At 72.7% G+C, this 20,079-nt stretch carries 14 protein-coding genes; 4 read left to right on the forward strand and 10 right to left on the reverse strand.

The genetic code is table 11. From position 1 onward, the window contains the following. Positions 1–22: 22 nt before the first annotated feature. From SMA5143A_RS37205 to SMA5143A_RS37215, 3 genes are all read left to right on the forward strand, one after another. Positions 23–2,221: an endonuclease gene (locus SMA5143A_RS37205; protein ID WP_107467224.1), complete on the forward strand. Its 2,199-nt coding sequence runs from the start codon at positions 23–25 to the stop codon at positions 2,219–2,221. Between the two features lie 88 nt (positions 2,222–2,309). Further along, positions 2,310–3,755 (forward strand): glyceraldehyde-3-phosphate dehydrogenase, encoded by a 1,446-nt coding sequence (locus SMA5143A_RS37210; protein WP_107467225.1) that lies wholly within the window; start codon positions 2,310–2,312, stop codon positions 3,753–3,755. A gap of 97 nt (positions 3,756–3,852) precedes the next feature. Further along, entirely contained in the window at positions 3,853–5,016 is a 1,164-nt protein-coding gene (locus SMA5143A_RS37215; protein ID WP_107467226.1) for an aromatic acid exporter family protein, read from the forward strand. Positions 5,017–5,032: 16 nt separating this feature from the next. On the opposite strand, the gene SMA5143A_RS37220 is transcribed toward SMA5143A_RS37215, so the two are convergent. From SMA5143A_RS37220 to SMA5143A_RS37265, 10 genes are all read right to left on the reverse strand, one after another. Next, positions 5,033–6,262, reverse strand: a complete 1,230-nt coding sequence (locus SMA5143A_RS37220; RefSeq protein ID WP_107467242.1) for a PP2C family protein-serine/threonine phosphatase — start codon at positions 6,260–6,262, stop codon at positions 5,033–5,035. 172 nt (positions 6,263–6,434) lie between these two features. Then, positions 6,435–7,262: an endo alpha-1,4 polygalactosaminidase gene (locus SMA5143A_RS37225; protein ID WP_107467227.1), complete on the reverse strand. Its 828-nt coding sequence runs from the start codon at positions 7,260–7,262 to the stop codon at positions 6,435–6,437. After that, the gene (locus tag SMA5143A_RS37230; RefSeq protein ID WP_107467228.1) at positions 7,259–7,924 is read right to left on the reverse strand and encodes a spherulation-specific family 4 protein; all 666 of its coding nucleotides are present in this window, start codon (positions 7,922–7,924) and stop codon (positions 7,259–7,261) included. The genes SMA5143A_RS37225 and SMA5143A_RS37230 overlap by 4 nt, the downstream gene beginning before the upstream one ends. After that, positions 7,921–8,853, reverse strand: a complete 933-nt coding sequence (locus SMA5143A_RS37235) for an NAD-dependent epimerase/dehydratase family protein (RefSeq protein WP_107467229.1) — start codon at positions 8,851–8,853, stop codon at positions 7,921–7,923. Before SMA5143A_RS37235 ends, SMA5143A_RS37230 begins: the two co-directional genes overlap by 4 nt. A 7-nt stretch (positions 8,854–8,860) precedes the next feature. Then, positions 8,861–9,574, reverse strand: a complete 714-nt coding sequence (locus tag SMA5143A_RS37240; RefSeq protein ID WP_055536688.1) for a nucleotidyltransferase family protein — start codon at positions 9,572–9,574, stop codon at positions 8,861–8,863. 70 nt (positions 9,575–9,644) lie between these two features. Then, on the reverse strand, positions 9,645–10,646 hold the full coding sequence (locus SMA5143A_RS37245; RefSeq protein ID WP_107467230.1) for a GDP-mannose 4,6-dehydratase: 1,002 nt from the start codon (positions 10,644–10,646) through the stop codon (positions 9,645–9,647). 64 nt (positions 10,647–10,710) lie between these two features. Next, positions 10,711–12,129 (reverse strand): hypothetical protein, encoded by a 1,419-nt coding sequence (locus tag SMA5143A_RS37250; RefSeq protein ID WP_107467231.1) that lies wholly within the window; start codon positions 12,127–12,129, stop codon positions 10,711–10,713. Beyond that, positions 12,126–13,634 carry a GT4 family glycosyltransferase PelF gene (pelF, locus tag SMA5143A_RS37255; RefSeq protein ID WP_107467232.1) on the reverse strand — a complete coding sequence of 503 codons (1,509 nt, stop codon included), beginning with the start codon at positions 13,632–13,634 and terminating at the stop codon, positions 12,126–12,128. Before pelF ends, SMA5143A_RS37250 begins: the two co-directional genes overlap by 4 nt. Positions 13,635–13,721: 87 nt before the next feature. Continuing rightward, a complete protein-coding gene (locus SMA5143A_RS37260; RefSeq protein ID WP_107467233.1) occupies positions 13,722–15,866 on the reverse strand; it encodes a hypothetical protein in 2,145 nt (714 codons plus the stop codon). A gap of 417 nt (positions 15,867–16,283) precedes the next feature. Continuing rightward, positions 16,284–16,808, reverse strand: coding sequence for a hypothetical protein (locus SMA5143A_RS37265; protein WP_107467234.1), 525 nt, complete (start codon positions 16,806–16,808; stop codon positions 16,284–16,286). Between the two features lie 496 nt (positions 16,809–17,304). Between SMA5143A_RS37265 and SMA5143A_RS37270 the strand changes: the two genes are divergently transcribed. Beyond that, positions 17,305–20,070 carry a M4 family metallopeptidase gene (locus tag SMA5143A_RS37270; protein ID WP_258193958.1) on the forward strand — a complete coding sequence of 922 codons (2,766 nt, stop codon included), beginning with the start codon at positions 17,305–17,307 and terminating at the stop codon, positions 20,068–20,070. Positions 20,071–20,079 lie beyond the last annotated feature (9 nt).

Consider the following 20,079-nt stretch of genomic DNA (forward strand, 5'->3'; position numbering starts at 1 on the left):
ACGCCAGACCGGGAGGCGGATCATGACCACGGCGGAACTCTTCTCCCCCACGGAACCCGACTACCTGTCCCAGTTGACGAGCGCCGCCGCACGCTACGCGGACCGCACCGAGCGACGGGAGCGGAACCGGGAAGTGCTGCGCACCCGCGGCGTGCTGCACGCCGACGAACCTGAGCGGGTCGAGAAGCGGCTGGCGCGGCTCGGCGCGGACTGGTCGCTGGCGACGGCGATCGAGCGGGAGCCGTCGGACCCGGTCGCGGCGGCCGGGAGCACCCTGCGGCTGCCGCCGGACAGCTTCGGCAGCGACGTGCTGGGGCTGGAGCGGCTGATCGGACGCAACAACCTCACCCCGGTGGCGTTCCTGGAGGAGGGGGCGCTCGTCTCCCGCTCGGTCGGCCGGGTCACCATCAACGGGCCCGGCGGCGGGCACGGCACCGGCTTCATGGTGTCGCCGTCCCTGCTGCTCACCAACAACCATGTGCTGCGCAGCCAGGAGGAGGCCCGCCGCAGTGAGGTCGCGTTCTCGCTCCAGGCCGGGATCGACGGCAGGCCGCTGACACCCGCGGTGTTCCAGCTGGAGCCGCAGCGGTTCTTCGTCACCGACCGGGAGCTGGACTTCAGCCTGGTCGCGGTGGCCGAGCGCGGGGCGCGGGGCGAGGCCCTGGCGTCCTTCGGCCGGCTGACGCTGAGCGAGGCGCAGGGCACGGTCGTCGTCGGGGAGTACGTCAACATCATCCAGCACCCGCGGGGCGAACCGAAGCAGTTGGCGCTGCGCGAGAACCAGATCGTCGACATCCTCGACCGGTTCACGCACTACGAGAGCGACACCCGTGAGGGTTCCTCGGGTTCACCGGTCTTCAACGACCAGTGGGAGGTCGTCGCGCTGCACCACTCGGCCGTTCCCAAGACCGACGCCGAGGGACGTCCGCTGAGCGTCGACGGGGTGCCGTGGACGCCGGACATGGGCGACGACCGGCTGGCGTGGAAGGCCAACGAGGGGGTGCGGATCAGCCGGGTGCTGCGCGCCCTGCGCGAGGTCACCCTGACCGGTGCGGCCGCCCGGCTCCGGGACGAGGTGTTCGTCCCCCGGGCCGCCGCGGCCGGGCCCGCCCCGGCGCCGGTCGAGAGCACCCCGCCACCGGCCGCGCCCGCTCCGTCGGGCAACGGTGCGTCGGCCCGGCCCGGGCCCGACGGTACGCGGGCGTTCGTCGCCGACGGCACCGCTCATCTGACGATCCCGCTGCGGATCAGCGTCGGACTCGACCCGTCGGTGTTCCCCGTCGCGGGCGTGAGCGCCCCGCCGCCCGGCCCCGTGCCCATGGCACCGCCCCCGACCGGGCGGCCCGGCACGGCGTCCGCCGCGGAGCGCGACGTCGACGCGGCCCTCGTCAACCACCGGCTCGCCCGCGAGCGGCCGTACTACGACCGGCCCGCCGACACCGCCGCGCGCGAGGCCTACTACGCGGGCGTCGCCACCGACGACGGGGACGCGCTGCGGCGCGCGCTCACCGAACTGCTGACCCGAACCCACAACCCGCGGCCCCGCTACAAGCCGATGCGGCTCGTCTACCCGTGGGTGGATCTGCACCGGGACGGCCGGCTGCGCAGCATCTACTCCGGGAACGACTTCTCCGCCGAGGAGTTCATCCGCGCGGACGCGGCCGTCGAGGCGGCCCGCACGGCCCGTATCCAGGAGCTGTTCCTGCACGAGGGGACGGCGGGACCGGCCGAGTTCGAGGCGGAGTTCGACGCGCTGGAGGCGTCGATGCCGTTCAACTGCGAACACGTGGTGCCCCAGTCGTGGTTCCTGAAGAAGGAGCCGATGCGGGGCGACCTCCACCATCTGTTCGCCTGCGAGGTCGGTTGCAACAGCTTCCGCGGCAACTTCCCGTACTTCGACTTCCCCCACTTCGACGAGGCGGTCCGGGACGCCTGCGGGCTGCGCGAGTCCAACGGCTTCGAGCCCCAGGAGGGCAAGGGCACCGTCGCCCGCGCCACCCTGTACTTCCTGCTGCGCTACCCGAAGCAGGTCGGTGACACGGCGCGCGAGTTCCCCGAGGACCGGCTGCCCCTGCTGCTGTCGTGGCACGCGAGCGAGCCGGTGACCGAGTACGAACTGCACCGCAACGCAGCCATAGCGGAGCTCCAGGGCAACCGGAACCCGCTGATAGACCACCCGGAGTGGGCCGAGAAGATCGACTTTTCGGGGGTCTGGCCCTGATGTGTCGGGGCTTGTGACCACCCCGGTGGCGGGATCGGGCGGGCGGCGGTTTAGCATATGAGCGCCGCCTAGCTCGAAAGATAAATCTGTGACTGTCAACGAGGACTCGTTCACCCTTTGGAAGCACCGCGAGGAGATCGCGGAGTCGATGATCCCGATCATCGGGAAGCTGCACCGCGAGCGGGACGTCACGGTCCTGCTGCACAGCCGCTCCTTGGTGAACAAGTCGGTGGTCAGCATCCTGAAGACGCACCGCTTCGCCCGGCAGATCGCCGGCGTGGAGCTGTCCGTCACCGACACGCTGCCGTTCCTCCAGGCCCTCACCGCCCTCGACCTCGGGCCCTCCCAGATCGACATCGGCCTGCTCGCCGAGGCGTACCAGGCCGACGACCGGGGTCTGTCCGTCGCGGAGTTCACCGCCGAGGCCGTCGCCGGTGCCACCGGCGCCAACAAGATCGAGGGCGCCGAGGGACGCGACGTCGTCCTCTACGGCTTCGGCCGCATCGGCCGCCTCGTCGCCCGCCTGCTCATCGAGAAGGCCGGCTCGGGCAACGGTCTGCGGCTGCGCGCCATCGTGGTGCGCGGCGGCGGCGATCAGGACATCGTGAAGCGCGCCTCGCTGCTGCGCCGCGACTCCATCCACGGCCAGTTCCAGGGCACGATCACCGTCGACGAGGCGAACAGCACGCTCGTCGCCAACGGCAACACCATCAAGGTGATCTACGCGAACGACCCGTCCGAGGTGGACTACACCGAGTACGGCATCAAGAACGCGATCCTCATCGACAACACCGGCAAGTGGCGCGACCGCGAGGGCCTGTCGCAGCACCTGCGTCCCGGAATCGACAAGGTCGTCCTGACCGCGCCGGGCAAGGGCGACGTCCCGAACATCGTGCACGGCGTCAACCACGACACGATCAAGCCGGACGAGCAGATCCTGTCCTGCGCGTCCTGCACCACCAACGCGATCGTGCCGCCGCTGAAGGCGATGGACGACGAGTTCGGTGTGCTGCGCGGTCACGTGGAGACCGTCCACTCGTTCACCAACGACCAGAACCTGCTGGACAACTACCACAAGTCGGACCGTCGCGGTCGCTCCGCGCCGCTGAACATGGTCATCACGGAGACGGGTGCCGCCTCGGCCGTCGCCAAGGCGCTGCCCGATCTCAAGGCCCCGATCACCGGCAGCTCGATCCGGGTCCCCGTCCCTGACGTGTCGATCGCGATCCTCAGCCTGCGCCTCGGCCGGGAGACCGACCGCGAGGAGGTCCTCGAGTACCTCCGGGGCGTCTCGCTGACCTCGCCGCTCAAGCGTCAGATCGACTTCACCAACGCGCCCGACTCGGTCTCCAGCGACTTCATCGGCTCCCGCCACGCCTCGATCGTCGACGCGGGCGCCACCAAGGTCGACGGCGACAACGCGATCCTCTACCTCTGGTACGACAACGAGTTCGGCTACTCCTGCCAGGTCATCCGGGTCGTCCAGCACGTCTCCGGCGTGGAGTACCCCACGTACCCGTCCCCGGCGGTCTGACCTCCGGGCAGGGATCACACGGTCACGGGGCCGGGTGGACGACGCGTCCGCCCGGCCCCGTGGTGTGACGGCGCAGGTCCGTGGCACTTGCAGTGCCATGGATCGGACGAGGCGAGGAACGGAAGTGGTGCGGCGGCACGGCGGGGCCGTCGTGCTGGCGGTGCGGCGCGCGTGGTCGGGGCCGGGCCGCGAGCGGGACCTGACGGCGCAGGCCGGGAAGGCCGCGCTGGCCGCGTGTGTGGCGTGGGCCGTGGCCGGCTGGTGGTTGAGGGCGCCGATGGCGTTCGTCGCGCCCTGGTTCGCGATCGTGCTGGTGGAGTCGACCGTGTACCGGTCGGTCGCCCACGGTCTGCAGCAGCTGGCCGCGTTCGCGGTCGGCACGGTCGCGGCGACGGCCGGTGCCCTGCTGCTGGACCACACCCTGGTGGCGATGGTCCTGGTCCTGCCGGTGGTGCTCCTGCTGGCGCAGTGGCAGCGGCTGGGCGCCCAGGGCATCTACGCGGCGACCGGCGCCCTGTTCGTGCTCACCGGCGGCCAGGTCACCGTGGCCGCCGCCGGGGCACGGCTCGCGGAGGCGGTGTTCGGGGCACTCGTCGGCATCGCGGTCAACGCCCTGATCCGCCCCCCGCTGTATCTGCGCGACACCCGCGCCGCTCTCTCCGAGGCCGCCCGGGAGGCGCAGGCCATCCTGGAGGCGGTGGCCGACGGGCTCACCGACGGCGCGGGCGATCCCGATCCGCATGCCGCCGGGGAGTGGCATGAACGCGCCCTGCGCCTGTCCCGCCTGGTCGACCAGGCCCGGTCGGCGATCGGCTGGAGCCGGGAGAGCATGTGGGTCAACCCGCGCGGCCGTCGCACCCGTGCGCTCGCGCCGCCCGGCCGGGCCTACGACGACGCCCTCACCGTGCTCGACCATGTCGCCGTGCACACGGCGGGCGTGACCCGCACCGTGCTGGAGACCTCCGCCCACGGCTCCCGGCCGGCCCGGCCCGTGCCGGAGATCACCGGCCCGTACGCGGAGTTCCTGCGGCACACCGCCCGCGCCGTCGGCCTCTACAGCCGGGCCCGGTTCTCCGCGGGCGGCGCCGACCGTGACGCCGACCGCGCCCTGCGGGAGACCGCCGAGGAGCTGTCCCGCGCTCTCGACGACCTGCACCGCCGGCTGCCCGACGCCGTGCGCGACGACCCGGAGGCCCTCAGCACCCACGGCACCCTGCTGGCGCAGGCCCGCCGGCTCGCCGATCAGCTCGTCCAGGGGTGATCCGGCGCCGGGCCGGTCACAGGTCGATGATCACGAGGGCGGTGTCGTCGGTGGCGCCGCTCAGGGGCAGCAGATCGAGCAGGAGTGCGTCGGCGAGGTCCTCCGCGTCGGCCCGGCGATGGCGGGCGAGAGCGTCGGCGAGGCGGGCGAGCCCGGTGTCGATGTCCTCGACGCGGCGCTCGATCAGTCCGTCCGTGTACAGGACGAGGGTGTCGCCCTCGGTGAAGTCGACGGTGGCCTGCGGGCGGGCGACTCGGTCGGGGCGGGCACCCAGCGGCGGGTCCGTCGCCCGGTCGAGGAAGGTGACCGAGCCGTCCTCGCACAGCAGCGCGGGCGGCAGATGGCCCGCGCTGCTGTACATGATGGTGTGGTCGCTCCAGTCGATGCAGGTCTGGACGACGGTGGTGTTCTCGGCGCCCTCGACGGAGGTGGCGTACAGGCCGAGGGCGTCCAGCGCCTGAGCGGGGCCGTCCGCGACGAGGGACGCGGCGCTCAGCGCGCTGCGGAGCTGGCCCATGGCGCAGGCGGCGGAGAGCCCGTGCCCGACGACATCGCCCACCGCGACACCGATCCGGTCCTCGCCGGGCATGTCGACGAGGTCGTACCAGTCGCCGCACACGTTCAGCGCGCCGGTCGCCGGCCGGTAGCGCACCGCCGCGCGGTGGTGGCGGACGGGGCTGGGCGCGGGCAGCATCGCCCGCTGGAGGGCGAGGGCGACCTCGCGTTCCCGGGCGTGCGCCCGGCGGAGGCGTTCGTTGACCTCCTGGAGCTCACGGGCGCGGGTGTACAGCTCGGCCTCCAGGACCTGGGCCCGGTCGCCCAGCGGGCGGGAACGGGCCCGGATCAGCTCGGTGACCTCCTCCACCTTGTGGATCAGCAGCACCACGGTGCCGTCGGGGCCGAGGAGGGGTGCGTTCACCGGGCTCCAGTAGCGCTCCTCCCACTCGCCGGGCCGCTCCGCCGACTCCACGTCGTAGCGCTGGAGCGCCATCGCGTCCCGTTCGCCGCTCTCGACCACCCGGGCCAGGGAGGCGGCCAGGTTCCGCATGCCGGTGGCGGCGGGGTCGGTGGGGTTGTCGGGGAACACGTCGAAGAGGTACCGGCCGATGACCTGGTGCCGGGTGCGGCCGACCTGCCGCAGGAACTCGTCGTTCACGTCCGCGTAGATCAGATCGGGCGTCAGCAGCGCCACCATGCCGGGCAGCGCCTGGAACACCGCCGCGTAGTCCGTCTCCGTCTCCGCCATGGTGCGCCGCCTCAGCGTCTGTGTCTGTGGTGCGATCTCCACCATAGGATCCCGCGGCCGGGACGGCGCGTCTCCGGCGTCGAGAAAACCGCAGGTCACGCAGTGTGGCCGGAGAGGGGCGCGGAGCGACCGGCAGGGGGTGCGTGGGCGGCCGGGCAGGGGGCGCGGGCGCTCAGCAGGGCTTGCGCCATGCGTCCAGCTCCAGTCGTTTCACCATCGAGGACAGGCGCAGCCGCCGGGACTCCGCGCAGAAGCTGCTCCTCGGTTCGGTGTACTCGACGTGGAACACGGCCTTCCCGGCGGCGATGAAGGGGCTGAGGTCGGCGCACTCGTCGTACTGGGCGCACTCCTCGTTGACCGCGAAGTCGAAGTCGGCGAGGAGTTGGGGGATCTGCGGGAGGTCGTTCTTCAGGCCCACCGACAGGCCCCGCTCGTGGGCGATGTCGGCGATCATGCGGTTGTAGGCGAGCTGGTCGCGGGCGGTGAGCGGGAAGCCGGTGTCGCTGCCGTAGCCCTCGACCAGGTCGGGTTCGACCGCGTCGAAGCCCTTGTCGCGGCACATGTCGAAGCGGCGTTCCATGAGCGGCCGCAGGACGTCCAGGCGTCGGATGTCGAGCCAGCGTTCGCCGGCCCAGCCGTTGGGCTCGCCGAGCACCGAGCGGGGGAAGGCGTCCTTGTCGGGCCGGAAGTTCTCCCAGGCGCCCACATTGACGTAGCAGATGACCTTGCGGCCGTCGCGGTGCAGCCGGGCCACGTCCGCCGCGGAGTTCTCGAAGCCGTCGATGTCGTAGACCGGCACGTCCGCCGAGGGGTCGACCTTCCCGTCCAGCTGCCACTGCCAGGCCAGCCCCGGGCGGGGCTGCCACCGTTCCCCGGCCGGGCCGGGGCTCGGCGTGCCGTGCCCCTCGGCCGGGCGGCCCGGGGCGCCGGTGCAGCCCGCGAGCGCGGTCGCCACCAGGGTGGCCAGCAGGGTCGCGCGCGCCAGCGCCGTCCGCCTCATCGTTCGGTGCTCCCGGTCAGCGCGGGCGTCAGCCGGGCCCACGGGTTGGGTGGTTCGCCGGTGACGGGGCCGCAGACGCCCGCGCCCCGCTCGTGCGCGGTGCGCACGGCGAGCGGCACGAGCGCCTCGGGCACCCCGTAGACGAGATGGCACAGCCGTTCGGGCGGGTGGCGGGCGGTCCACGCCGGTCTGCTGAACGACGACACGTACGTCGACCAGTGGCCCTCGAAGGTGACGGTCAGGTCGGCGAGGCGGGCGTAGCCGGGGGCCGGGTGGACGCCGGGGTTGAGGACGACGGTCTCCGCGCCGAGCCGGCGCAGCGCGCGGACCAGGCGCCGGCAGGTGGGCAGGCCGTCCGGGGTGGCCGTCACCTGGTCGAGGAAGCAGCCGTCGGCCGCGTACCACTCCCGGTGACGGCGTAGATCGTCGGCGATCTCGGCGCGGTCGCGCATCCCGTAGTCGGTGTCGACGTAGCCGAGGAGCCGGGCCCCGGCCCCGCGGAGCGCGGCGGCGGCCGCGCCGAAGGCGGGGTCGGGGTGGTCGCCCGGCCCGTTCGCCGGGTTGAGGACGACCGCGTAGGTGCGGGCCGCGGCCGTGATCAGCCGGTGCCAGGCCCCCGGGTCCTCGGCCGGGTGGACGTAGAGGGGCACGAGCAGACTCACCGCGGGCCTTCCCACAGCGCGGTCAGGGCGTCATCTAGGGAGTACTCCGGCCACCAGCCGAGCGCCTCCTCGGCGGCGGAGATGTCCGAACACTGCCACGACACGTCACCCGACCGAACGGACCCGCCCCCGGCCCCCGCCCCGCCGCCACCCGCTCCCGCCGGGCCGCCCGGCCCCGGCGGGTTCTCCTCGATGCGGCCGCGGAAGCCGGCCTTGGTGGCCAGGAGGTGTACCAGGTCGCGTACCAGGACCGCCTGGCCGCCGCCGATGTTGAGGATCGGGGGCAGGGGGCCCGGTGCCGTGGCCGCGAGGACGGTGGCCCGGGCGACGTCGCGGACGTCGACGAAGTCGCGGTACGCGGAGAGGTCGCCCAGGCGCAGCACCCCGTCCCGGTCGGTCGCGCGCAGCAGTCGGGTGATCCGGCCGGGCAGTCCGCTCGCCGGTGCCCCCGGCCCGACGGGGTTGCCGACCCGCAGGACGACCGCGTCCAAGCCGGCGCCGGTGACCGCGACCGTGCCGGCCAGCTTAGTGGCGCCGTACGGGGCGGCCGGGCAGGTCGGCGCCGACTCGGTCACCCGGGTGCCGGGCGCGCCGGGCCCGTACTCGGCGGCCGAGCCCAGATGCACGAGGCGGGCGCCGGGCGCCGCCTCGCGCAGGGCGGCGCACAGGACCGCCGGGCCGCGGGCGTTGACCTCCGCGAGGGTCACGGCGTCGCCGCCGGTGGCGCCCGCGCAGTTGACCACGGTGTCCGGCGCGACGGACGCCAGGGCCTTCGCCAGCTGTTCGGGTCGGACGGTGGCGAGGTCCACGGGGAACTCGGCGGCCGGCGAGCGCCCGCCGCCGAGGACCCGCGCGCCGGGCAGGCTGCGCAGCCGTGCGGCGACATGGCCGCCCAGATAGCCGGTGGAACCCAGGACGAGAATGCGCATGCGGTGCTCAGGCTCCCTTGAGCAGAAGCGACTTACGGGTGGTGAACTCGGCGTTGGCCCGGTCGTAGTCGTCGGGGCGCCCTATGTCGAGCCAGTACCCGTCGAACTCGTAGGCGTGCGGCTGGTTCTGGGCCCTGATCAGGTCGAGGACCAGTTCGTCGAAGCCGAGGGGCAGTCCGGGCGTGTAGCCCTCCAGCGTCGAACGGGACACACCGTAGACGCCCATGGAGACCCGGTAGTCCATGCTCGGCTTCTCGGTGAACGCCACGACCTTGCTGTCGTCGGTGGTGAGCACCCCGAAGTCGATGTGCACCTTGCGGGCGTACGTGGCGATGGTGAGCGGCGCGCCGGACTCGCGGTGCCGGCGCAGGACGTCGGCGTAGTCGAGGTCGGTGAGGATGTCGCCGTTCATCACGAGGAACTCCTCGGGGAGCCGGTCGCGCAGGTTGAGCAGCGGGCCCATGGTGCCGAGGGGGCTCTCCTCGGTGGCGTAGTCGACGGTCAGGTCCCACTGGGAGCCGTCGCCGACGTAGGCGCGGATGATCTCGCCCAGGTGGCCGATGGCGATGGTGCAGTGGGTGAATCCGGCGGTGGAGAGCTGGCGCAGCACGATCTCCAGGATCGCGTGCTGGTCGCCGATGGGGACGAGCGGCTTCGGCAGCGCGGTGGTGTAGGGCCGCAGCCGTACGCCCTTGCCTCCCGCCAGGATCACTGCGTGCATGGTGCTCCTCCTTCAAGGACTTCGTGGACCGCTCGGCCTCCGCGGCCGTGCGGGTCGTGCCGGACGGGAGTCAGATGTTGTAGATCCCGGTCTTGTAGCGGGCGAGGTTGGCGGGGTCGCGGAAGAACTCCACGGTCTCGGCGAGTCCTTCCTCCAGGGAGTGGGCGGGCTGCCAGCCGGTGGCGGCGGTGAGTCTGCTCGCGTCGGCGACGAGCCGCATGACCTCGGAGTTGGCGGGCCGGATCCGGGCGGCGTCCTCGCGGACGTCGAGGCCGGTGTCCATCACCTTGCCGATGAGGGCGACGAGGTCGCCGACGGCGATCTCGCCGCCGGTGCCGGCGTTGAAGGTGCGGCCCACGACCCGCTCGGGGGGCGCGGTGCCGACGGCGAGGAACGCCTGCGCGGTGTCCTTGACGAAGGTGAAGTCGCGGGTGGGCCGCAGGTCCCCCAGGGTGATGGTGCGCTCCCCCGCGGCGACCTGGCCGATGACGGTCGGGATCACGGCGCGCATGGACTGGCGGGGTCCGAAGGTGTTGAACGGCCGCAGGGTGACCACGGGGGTGTCGAAGCTGGCGTGGTAGCTGTCGGCCAGCCGGTCGCCGCCGGCCTTGGAGGCGGCGTACGGGGACTGGGTGTGGATGGGGTGGTCCTCGGTGATCGGCACGGTCTGCGCGGTGCCGTACGTCTCGCTGGTGGAGGTGTGCACCAGTCGGGGTGTGCCGAGGGCGCGGACGGCCTCCAGCACGTTGAGGGTGCCGGTGACGTTGGTGTCCACGTAGCTGTGCGGGGCCTGGTACGAGTACGGGATCGCGATGAGCGCGGCCAGGTGGTAGGCGGTGTCGGCGCCGTCGAGGAGGCCGCGGACGGAGCCGGGGTCGCGGACGTCGCCGAGGACGATCTCCACGTGGTCGAGGACGTCGGGGTGGAGGGTCTCCAGCCAGCCGTAGGAGGAGAAGGAGTTGTACTGGGCCATGGCGCGCACGCGGTGTCCGGAGGCGACGAGTGCCTCGGTGAGGTGGGAGCCGATGAAGCCCTCGGCTCCGGTGACGGCGGCGAGCGGTGCGGAGGTCAACGGTGGTGTCCTTCCGGTAGGTCGGATGTGGGGGCTGTGGCGGGGTCATGGGTGAGCGCGGGGCTCAGGCGTGCGGCGCGGGCCGGCCGAGCACGCGCAGCGCGCACGCCGACAGACACAGCGCGGCGGCGGCACAGCTCAGCGGCAGCGCCGGTTCGCCCGGTGGCAGGCGCAGCAGAGTGATCGTTCCTGCGGTGCCGGCCGCGGCGAGGCAGATCAAGGCCGGGGGCCAGGCCGCGCCGAACGCCTGGAGCAGCAGCGCGGTCCACAGCGCGGCGGCGAGGAGCAGCAGGGCCGCGGGGTCCGCGCCGGTGAGCAGCGCCGCGGGCAGCAGCGGCAGCAGGTAGGCGAGGAGGCAGAGGCCGAGGACGCCGGCCGAGCGGAGCAGGAACCCGGCGGGGGTCGCGACGGCCCGCAGGGCGGCGACGGACAGGCCCCGGTAGCGGTAGAGCAGCCATTCCGCCGGTCCCATGCTGACGGTGAGGACGATCACCGCGTACGGTTCCTCGCGTCCTTCGAGCAGGACGAGCACTCCGGCGGCCAGTCCGAACAGCCCGTAGGGCAGGGACGGCAGGAGGCGGGGGCGGGTGGCGCCCGGTACGGCGTCGACGGCGAGCGCGGTCCACAGCACTCCGCCGGTGACGGCGAGGGTGGCGGCCAGGGCGAGCGCCGGCAGTCCGGCCCGGAGCAGGGGGCCGGGCTCCCACCACGGCAGGACGGCGGCGCCGCCGATCAGCGGGCTGAGCGCGGCGAGCAGCAGCCGTTCGCGGGCCAGGACCAGCAGGACGCCGGCCGCCGCGAGGTAGGCGGACTGCGCGGCGGCGACCAGGGTCACCGGTCCGCCCCCGGCGGGCAGCGCTGCGGCGGCCGTGGCGACGACCGCGCCCAGGGGCGCGCCGGTCAGGAGGGTACGGGCCGCCTCGTGCCGTCCGGTCGCCATGCGCAGATGGGCGCGGTGGCCGAGGGCCTGGCCCCAGGCCCAGGAGACGAGTCCGGCGACGATCAGGGCGGGGGCGTGCCCGCCGGGGTTCCACAGGGGCGCGGTCAGCAGATAGCCGAGCCCGGGCAGCGCGAAGAGGACGCCGCGCAGCAGGCAGCGCACGGTGTCGGGGCGCCACACGTCGGGTTGCGACGGGGGCTCGGGGAACGTCCTCGGTACTCGTTCGTAGAGCGCGGCGGCCAGGGAGAAGAGGTTGGGGTGGCCGTACCGTTCCTTGATCACGGTGGCGGACAGGCCCTCCGCCTCCAGGAACGCGGCCACCTCGTAGGGGTGGACGGCGGGGCCTATGCGGTCGGCGAGTTCGGCGGCGAGTTCACTGACCGCCGCCTCGTCGGGCCCCTGGCGGGGCAGCCGGATGGTGAGGGTGGTGTCGTCCGGGAGAGCCCAGCTGGGGCGGCGGCGCGGGCGGCGCCGGTCGGCGAGGCGGATGGTGAGCGTCTCGTGTTCGACGCCGCCGGGTTCGAGTGACATCGGCCCGCTCATCCGGCCACCGTGCTGATCGCGGTCAGCTCCCCCGGTGGGACCGGTACGTCCACCGGCGCGCGGCCCAGGGTGGGCAGTTCGAGGTAGATGGACCGGAAGGTGTCGATGGTCTGGCGGAGCGTGAACTGTTCGATGACCCGCAGCCGTGCCGCCTCGCCCATGGCGGCGCGGCGGGCGGGGTCGCCGAGCAGGTCGAGCGCCGCCGCGGCCATGGCCGCCGGGTCGCGGGGCGGTACCACGAGCCCGGTGTCGCCGACGGCCTCGCGGACGCCGCCCACGTCGGTGGAGACGGTGGCCCGGCCGCACGACATGGCCTCGATCAGGGTGAAGGGGAAGCCCTCGCTGATGCTGGAGAGCATCACGACGTTGCCGGCCGCGTAGGCGTCCTTGATGTCGTCGACGCGGCCCTCGAAGGTGACGGCGTCGGCGTGTCCGAGTTCGGCGGCGAGGGCCTCGCAGCGTTCCCGGTAGGCCTCCCCGCCCTTGGGGGTTCCGCCGAACAGCCGCAGTCGGGCCTCGGGTAGGCGTTCCCGGACGAGGGCGAAGGCCCGGATCAGGGTCTCCAGGTCCTTGATCGGGTCGACGCGGCCCGCCCAGCTGAGGGTGAGGGTCTCCGGTTCGGGCCCGGCGGGCGGGAACGCGGTGGGGTCGACGCCGTTGTAGACGGTGCGTATGGACTCCGGGTCGGCGCCGCCCTGTTCCTCCCAGAGCCGGTTGTAGCGGTTGCCGGGGGTGATCAGGGCGGCCCTGCGGTAGGTCTCCTCCGCGAGGAGCCGGAAGAAGCCGAGGACGACCGCCTTCACCGGCCAGCGGTACGGGGCGGTGCGATAGCCCAGATAGCGTTCGCGCAGGTAGACGCCGTGCTCGGTGAGCAGCAGAGGGACACCGTGCCGGTCCAGTGCGGCGAGGCCGGGCAGGACGGCGACACCTCCGCTGACCGCGTGGGCGACCCCGGTCTCGGGTGGCGGTGCGGCCAGCGGGCGCAGGGCGTGTTCCAGCAGGGAGGTCGCGGTGAGCGCGTCGTGCAGGGTGGGCCGGGACTCGTGCACGGCGAGGCCGGGGCGGTTCCACACCGAGGTCAGCAGGGTGATCGCCCGGTCCGAGCGCAGGAACGGGCTCAGCGCGCCGTCGGCGGCGGCCCTCGCCATCGTGTACAGGGCGGGTGCGAAGCCGGGTTCGGCGCGGGGGTCGAGCAGGGCGGTGAGGAACTGTTCGTAGGCGGTGGCGAGCCGGTTGCGGGCGCGGCCCCGCGGCGGGTCGCCTGCCGGCGGGTCGCCCCACATGGGGACGGACAGCACGCGGGAGACCTGCGCGGGGAGTTCCCAGACGAGGGGCTCGCGCCCGGTGCCGGTGACGGCGATGACGTCGAAGTCGAGATCGGGCATGCCCTGGACGAGTTGGTCGCACCAGACGCTGACGCCGCCGTGACTATGGGGATAGGTGCCTTCGGTGAGCAGGGTGACGCGCGTTGCGCCAAGGTTTCGCGTTCCGTGCGGAACGGGCATCGTTGTGCTCCACGGCCGAGGTGTGGGGTGGTTCGTACCGCTCCCGGCCGCCGGGTGGGCGGCCGGGACCGTCGGGCGGTGTGTGCCTCAGTCGTCCTCGGTGGACGTGCCCGCGCCGTACGGGACTCTCTCGCTGACACCCGCGGGGACCCGGGTGTGCGGTGCCGGCTTCGTGGCCTTGCCGGGATCGGCGGGGGACACGGTCGGCGCGTCGGCGGAGGACGGCAGGGTGAGGGTGAGGGGTGCACCCGTGGCGGTGGTCCAGCCGGAGGCGGCGCCCGCGTACGCCGTGCCGAAGGCGGAGCCGCCGTGGGTGGTTCCGCTGGGGAGGGTGGCGGTGACGGCCGTACCGTCGGGAGCGTCGACGGTGACGGTGGAGCCGACGCGGTAGGCGGTGACGTGGCCGGCCTGGAGGGCGGCCTGCCAGGCGGCCCGGCGCTTGAGTTCGGCGCCGATGTCCTTCATCCGCAGGTTCACCACGGGAGTGTTGTCGGCGAAGAGGGCCGCGTAGCCGTCGAGGACGCCGTTGAGCACGGGGTAGGCGATGCGGTCCTCGGCGAGGTTGGACTGGTGGATGAAGTGGGGCCTCGGGTCGTTGGCGAGGACGTGGCCGAGGGCGATCCGCTTCTCCAGCGGCACGATGACCTGCGCGTAGCCGGTGGCCGTGTCCAGGGGTGCCGTGAGGCAGGTGGTGGTGGCCGGGTTGTCCTCGCAGATGCCGCTGCCGCCCTGGGCGCGGCTGGTGTAGATCCAGTTGTACTCGTCGACCTGTTCGGCGGCGCGGCCCGCGTTGTAGAAGACGTTCATCGGGTGGCGGGGCACGGTGGTGGCGGGCCCGACCTGGCGCTGGGCGGGTTCGCGGGAGTTGTCCGAGCCGAGCCAGGCGATGTCGTTGTCGTCGACGGCGAGCGCGAGGTTCGGGTTGTCCTGGGGCTGCTGCGGCAGGACCTTCATGCCGGAGTGTTCGCCAGTGACCAACTCGCCGTTCTCCAGGGGCAGTCCGTTGATCTGGCCCCAGACGCGGTTGGTGGCGATCTCGTCGGAGATCTCGTTGCGGCTGACCCAGCGGGTGGAGCCGTCGGCGTTGGTCGCGCACTTCCAGGGCACCACGCTGGTGTTCTGGACGCAGCCGAGGAAGGGGTGCGAGTAGGTGTGGTTGATCCAGCGGAACTTGTTCCGTTGCGCGATCAGCCGGTCGGCGAGGGCGTCGGTTCCGTTGTGGTCCTCGCGGTGGTCGACGCTGCCGGCGCCGTTGTAGGCGAAGTCGAGGGTGAGGTTCTTCTGGTTCTGCCAGGTGATGGCGTGGTCGACGTCGGCCGGGGTCATGCGGATGGGGTCGGGCTGGGCGTTCGGGTCGGTGCAGTCGACGTCGCCGGGGGTGCAGTTGAGCTGGGTGTTCCAGCGGTCGTCGGCGGCGAACACGTCGTCGACGTGGACGGCGAAGTAGTTCCGGGAGGCACCGAGGTGCACGCCGCCGGTCATCCATTCGACGATGCCGCGGGCCAGCAGCCGGAACTGCTGCTGGTACTGGTTGTAGACGAACGTGACGACGAGTTCGCGGCGTCCGTCGTGCCGGTACTCGCCGACGAGGCTGCCCCGTGTGGACTGGCCGGGGATCGCGGCGTCGACGTACGGGGTGAAGTCGGCGCCCGCCACGGGTCTCGACAGATAGGCGTAGCTCTCGCCGACGGCGGGGTCGTTGTCCTCGAAGGGCACCGCGCCGTCGAGATAGCCGAACGGGCCCGCCTTGCCGGCGGTGGTGACCTGGGCCTGGGCGCCGTCCATGCTGCCGGAGTAGCCGCCGTACACCGGGTACTGGAGTCCGGCTTCGGGGCGGGCGTAGGTGTAGGCGTCGACCTGGGGTATCTCGTACGTCTGCTCGTAGGCGACGAGCGCGGCCATCTCGGCGGAGCCGGCCGGGAACGGGTTGTCGCTGGGCAGGACGACGGCCTGGAACCTGGCGCGCGGGCGGCCGTCGACGGTGTCCGCGAGGAAGCCGGCGTCGATGACGGGCCGGTCCGACCGGGTCAGGTCGATCTCGGTGTACGGCGTGCCGGCCGCGGTGAGTTCGGCGGCGATGGCGTCCGTGGACGGGCCGCCGTCGCTCACCACCAGGACCCGCAGGTCGATTCGGGGTGCGATGTCGTCGGCCTGTGCGGGGCCGGCGGGCAGGCCGAGTGCGGCGATGAGCGCGCCCACCGTGAGCACGGTGGTGCGTAAGGTCCGCTTCATGCGGTGAAGTCCCCTCCCCGGGCAGGGGTGAGCACGCCTCTCCTGAGCGGACGCACCCCCTTGCGTGACGCCGGCATCCCCCTCAGAAGCCAGTCGTCGACGCATCCGTCGCGTCACATAGTGGTGTCTGTGTGGAGCTTTCGTGGTCATGCGGAGAAACATGACGGAAAAGCGAAGGTGCCCAAACGGAATCGCATGGAACCGATTGCGGTGGTTTTCCGTCGCCACCAGGGGTGCGGAGGGCCGGTTCCGGATGACCATGAGGGCCCGGCGCGCTGGTCCGGGCCCTGTGCGGTACACCGGCGGGCCGTGGGGGCCCGCCGGTGGGGCTGTCAGTGGTCCATACCGCGACAAGTGCGTGATCGCAGATCATTTCAGGTCACGCCCCCCGCGGATGCCCGGATCCTGGACGAACCGTCAGGCGCAGAGGACCCGCGTCTGGGGCGTGTAGACCGGGCCGCCACTGGTGTTCGCGGAGTCGCTGAACTCGGCGTAGTAGTACGAGTAGAAGCCGATGTTGCCGTTGCAGCCGGAGTCGGCGGCGATCTGGAGCGTCAGCGTGACGGTACGGCTCTGACCGGGCGGGATGGTGGCGCCGTAGTTGGTGCCGAGGTTGGCGGGGCCGGTCCCGGAGCAGGGGGTGGCGCCGGCGGCCGTGGCGAGGCTGCACCCGGTGAAGGCGTACTTGAGGTCGGGGCGCTGGGTGGTCAGCCAGGTGGGCTCGATGGTCTGGTACACGAACCAGATGTCGTAGGTCTTGTTGTTCGTGATCGTCATCGACAGGTTCACCGTGCCGCCGGGCGTGGTGGTGGCGCTGTCGGTGGCGAAGGTCAGCTCGGCCGGCGCGGGGTCGGCGCTCGCGGTGGGCGCCATCCCGAAGACGGCGAGGGCGAGGGCGAGGACGGCGCCGAGGCCGAGACGTGTCATCAGTGGTGATCGCATGGGCCGGGAGGCTAGGCACACGACGAGCGGGCCGTCTGCCCCTCGGTGAGCGAGCCGGGGAGCCGTCGGCCGAAAGTGTGCGCGGCGTGAAGGTGATGGAGGGGATGTGTGCGACTCTCTCGCGCGAGGACATAGACGCAGGGTGATGGGCATGTCACACAGGGCTCGGATGCGGCCGGTGGGGGCGGGGCGGGCCGTGGGGGCTCTGTGACGGCATTGGCGTGTTTCGAACCGTATGGCCTCGGTTCGGCGCCCGGGCGGTCGGCCGTCCACCGGTTCCCGCGTCGGCCCGTGGCGTCGGCGGGCATGTTCGCGAAGGGCCGGAAGTCGCCTGTCGAAACCACCGCCCCATTGATGGGGCGCCGCATCGCCTGTTCCATGACCCCTGGCCGGCGGTCGACCGCCGCCGGGATCCGACTCCGTGGGGGAGACAGTGCGTCAGCACAGAGCACGTTCCGGGAGATCAGCAGGCTTATCGAGAGCACGGCGAGGCGGGGTGTCGGGTGCGGCGGCGCTGTTGGGCGTCGCCGCACTCGTCGTGTCGGCGGTCCCCGCCGGCGCGGCGACCGGGGGCGACGCACCACCGCCGGCCCCCGGCGAGGTGGTGCCGGGACAGCGGACGGCGACGCCCGCGCTCGTGGACGACATCCGGGAGCGGGCCCCGGCGGCCGGCAGCGCGGCGGACGCGGCGCGCGCGTACCTGGCCGCCGAGCGGGACCGCTACCGCATCGCGAACCCGGTGCGGGACCTGGAACCGGCCGGGACGATCAGGGCGGACAGCGGACGGGAGACCGTACGGCTGCGGCAGGAGCACCGCGGTGTGCCGGTGCTCGGCGGCCAGTACGTCGTGCGCATGGAGAAGGGGGACGACGGCCGGAGGGTCGTCACCGGAACCTCGGGCAAGTACTTCACGGGGCTGCGGACCGGCACCGCGGCCGAGGTCGACGACGCGCTCGCCGTCGAACGGGCGGTCGACGCCGTACGGGCCGATCTGGACGCCGAGGACTTCACCGCGTTCGCGAAGACCGACGAGGACGGGGCACCGCTGACGGGCACCTCGCACGGCCTGGTCGTGCTGCCCGCCGGCGCGGGTGTGCTCACCCGCCACATCACCGTGCGGGGCACGGGCCCGGCGGGCGGCGAGCCGGTGCTGCGCGAGGTGTACATCGACGCGCACGCCGGATACCCGGTGCTCCAGTACAGCGGTATCAAGACGTTCGGCACCCCCCGCACGGCCGGGGCGGGGAAGGCGGCCGGCCGGGCCGCGCGGGCGGCCGATCCGACGGGCTCCGGTGTCAAACTGGACGGCGAGTCCGTCGCGTTGCAGGTCAGGCAGGACGAGATCCAGGGCACGTACGCCCTGCGCGACCACTCCCGGATCCAGAACGACTACGGGGACTTCCTCGGCACCTGGGACGCGAGGGGCCTCGGGGTCACGGACGTGGCCGGTGTGTGGCCGCCGGAACTGCCGCTGTTCACGTCGCCGACCCCGGCCTTCGGCTCCGAGGCCACCGAGGCGGGCGCGGTCGACGCGCACTGGGCCGCCGGGCAGGTCTACGACTACTTCAGGAACCGGCACGGCCGGGACAGCCTCGACGGGCGCGGCATGTCCGTCCACTCGCTGGTCGGTGTCTCCGACGGCGGTCAGCCGTATGTGAACGCCTTCTGGGACGGCCAGAAGATGGTGTACGGCAACGGCGACGCGGAGTACCTCCCGCTCTCCGCCGGGCTGGACGTCGTCGGCCACGAGATGACCCACGGTGTCATCGACCACTCTGCCGATCTCGTCTACGCGGGCCAGTCCGGCGCCATGAACGAGGCGATCGCGGACTACTTCGGCAACGCCATCGAGACGGACGTGTACGGCGTCTCCATGGACGACCCCACCGCGAGTCTGCTCGGTGAGCGGCTGTGCCGCGCCAGACCGGCGGGCGAGTGCGCGTTCCGCGACCTGAACGACGGGCGGACCACGGCCAAGTCGTTCCTCGGCGTCGGCTTCGGCACCGACAGCGGGGGCGTCCACCTCAACTCGACGATCTTCTCCGGCGCGTTGTGGGACGTGCGTGAGGATCTCGGGGCCCGGCTCGCCGACCGGATCGTGTACCGGGCGCTCACCGAGTACCTCACCCCGCTCGACGGGTTCACCCAGGGCCGGGACGCGGTGATCGCCGCCGCGAAGGACCTGGGCGTCGCCGGGCAGGACCTCACGGCCGTGCAGCGGGCCTTCAACGCCCATGGCATCGTTCCCAACTGGGAGCTGGCCCTCGGCGTCGACTCCGACACTCTGCTCGAACGCGTCAACACCACCGACACCCGGCTGGGCGCGGGCGGCGACTGGTGGACGGCGTCCTCCTCGAACGAGGACGGCTCGGAGCCGTACTCGGTGTGGGCCGGGCGCACGGACGGCACGGGGGGGCTGAAGCTGATGAGCCCCAACGACGGCCGGTATCACGTCAATCCGGCCACCGACGGCAAGACGGTGGTGTGGCAGGCCCACGGGTCGAACGGCATCGACATCCTCGCGCGGCCCCTCGCGGGCGGGCCGGTGAAGGTCCTCGCCCACCATCGGAGCGTCGGGCGCGCCCTCGACGTCGACGGTGACGTGGTCGCGTACGCGTACAACAACCACGGCGGGCGGGCCGCCATCGCCCATGTCAGCCTGAAGGACCCGGTGAACAGGGTCTCGCGCGGCGGGGGCGCCTACCACCGGGCGACCTGGCCGTCGGTGAGCGACGGCAAGCTGGTCTACCAGTACTGGCGACGCGTGGCCCACCAGTACGAGTCGAGCACCCGGGTCGTCGACATCGCGACCGGCGAGGAGAGCGTCGTCCAGATCGCCGAGCCCGGCACGAGTCTCGGTCCGACGGCCGTCGCGGGCGGGCGCGCGTACTGGCTGCTCGACGAGATCGACGGGAACGGGGTGACGGCGCTGCGCCGCGCCGGACTCGACGGCTCGGACGTCACCGACCTCAGCCCGGAGACGGGTCCGCAGGCGCTCAACGTCTCCCAGGTGACGGCCTCCGACGGGGCGGTGACGATGGTCGCCCGGACGCCGGACACGGTGCTGCGCAACGAGTCGCTGTCCAAGCTGTGGCAGTTCCCGACGGCCGGCGACGGCCTGCGTCGCGGCCGGGTCTCCTGCAACCGGGGCGAGCAGCTCTCCGCCGCGGCGGCGCCGGGCACCCGTGTGGTGTGGCTGGACGCGACCACCGGCACCAGCGAGGTGGTGACCCGGGCCAGGCCCAGCGGCCGGTGCGACTGACCGGCCCCC

Origin of the sequence: Streptomyces sp. MA5143a (assembly GCF_900290235.1) — a bacterium.
In the GTDB taxonomy this organism is placed as follows: Bacteria; Actinomycetota; Actinomycetes; order Streptomycetales; family Streptomycetaceae; genus Streptomyces.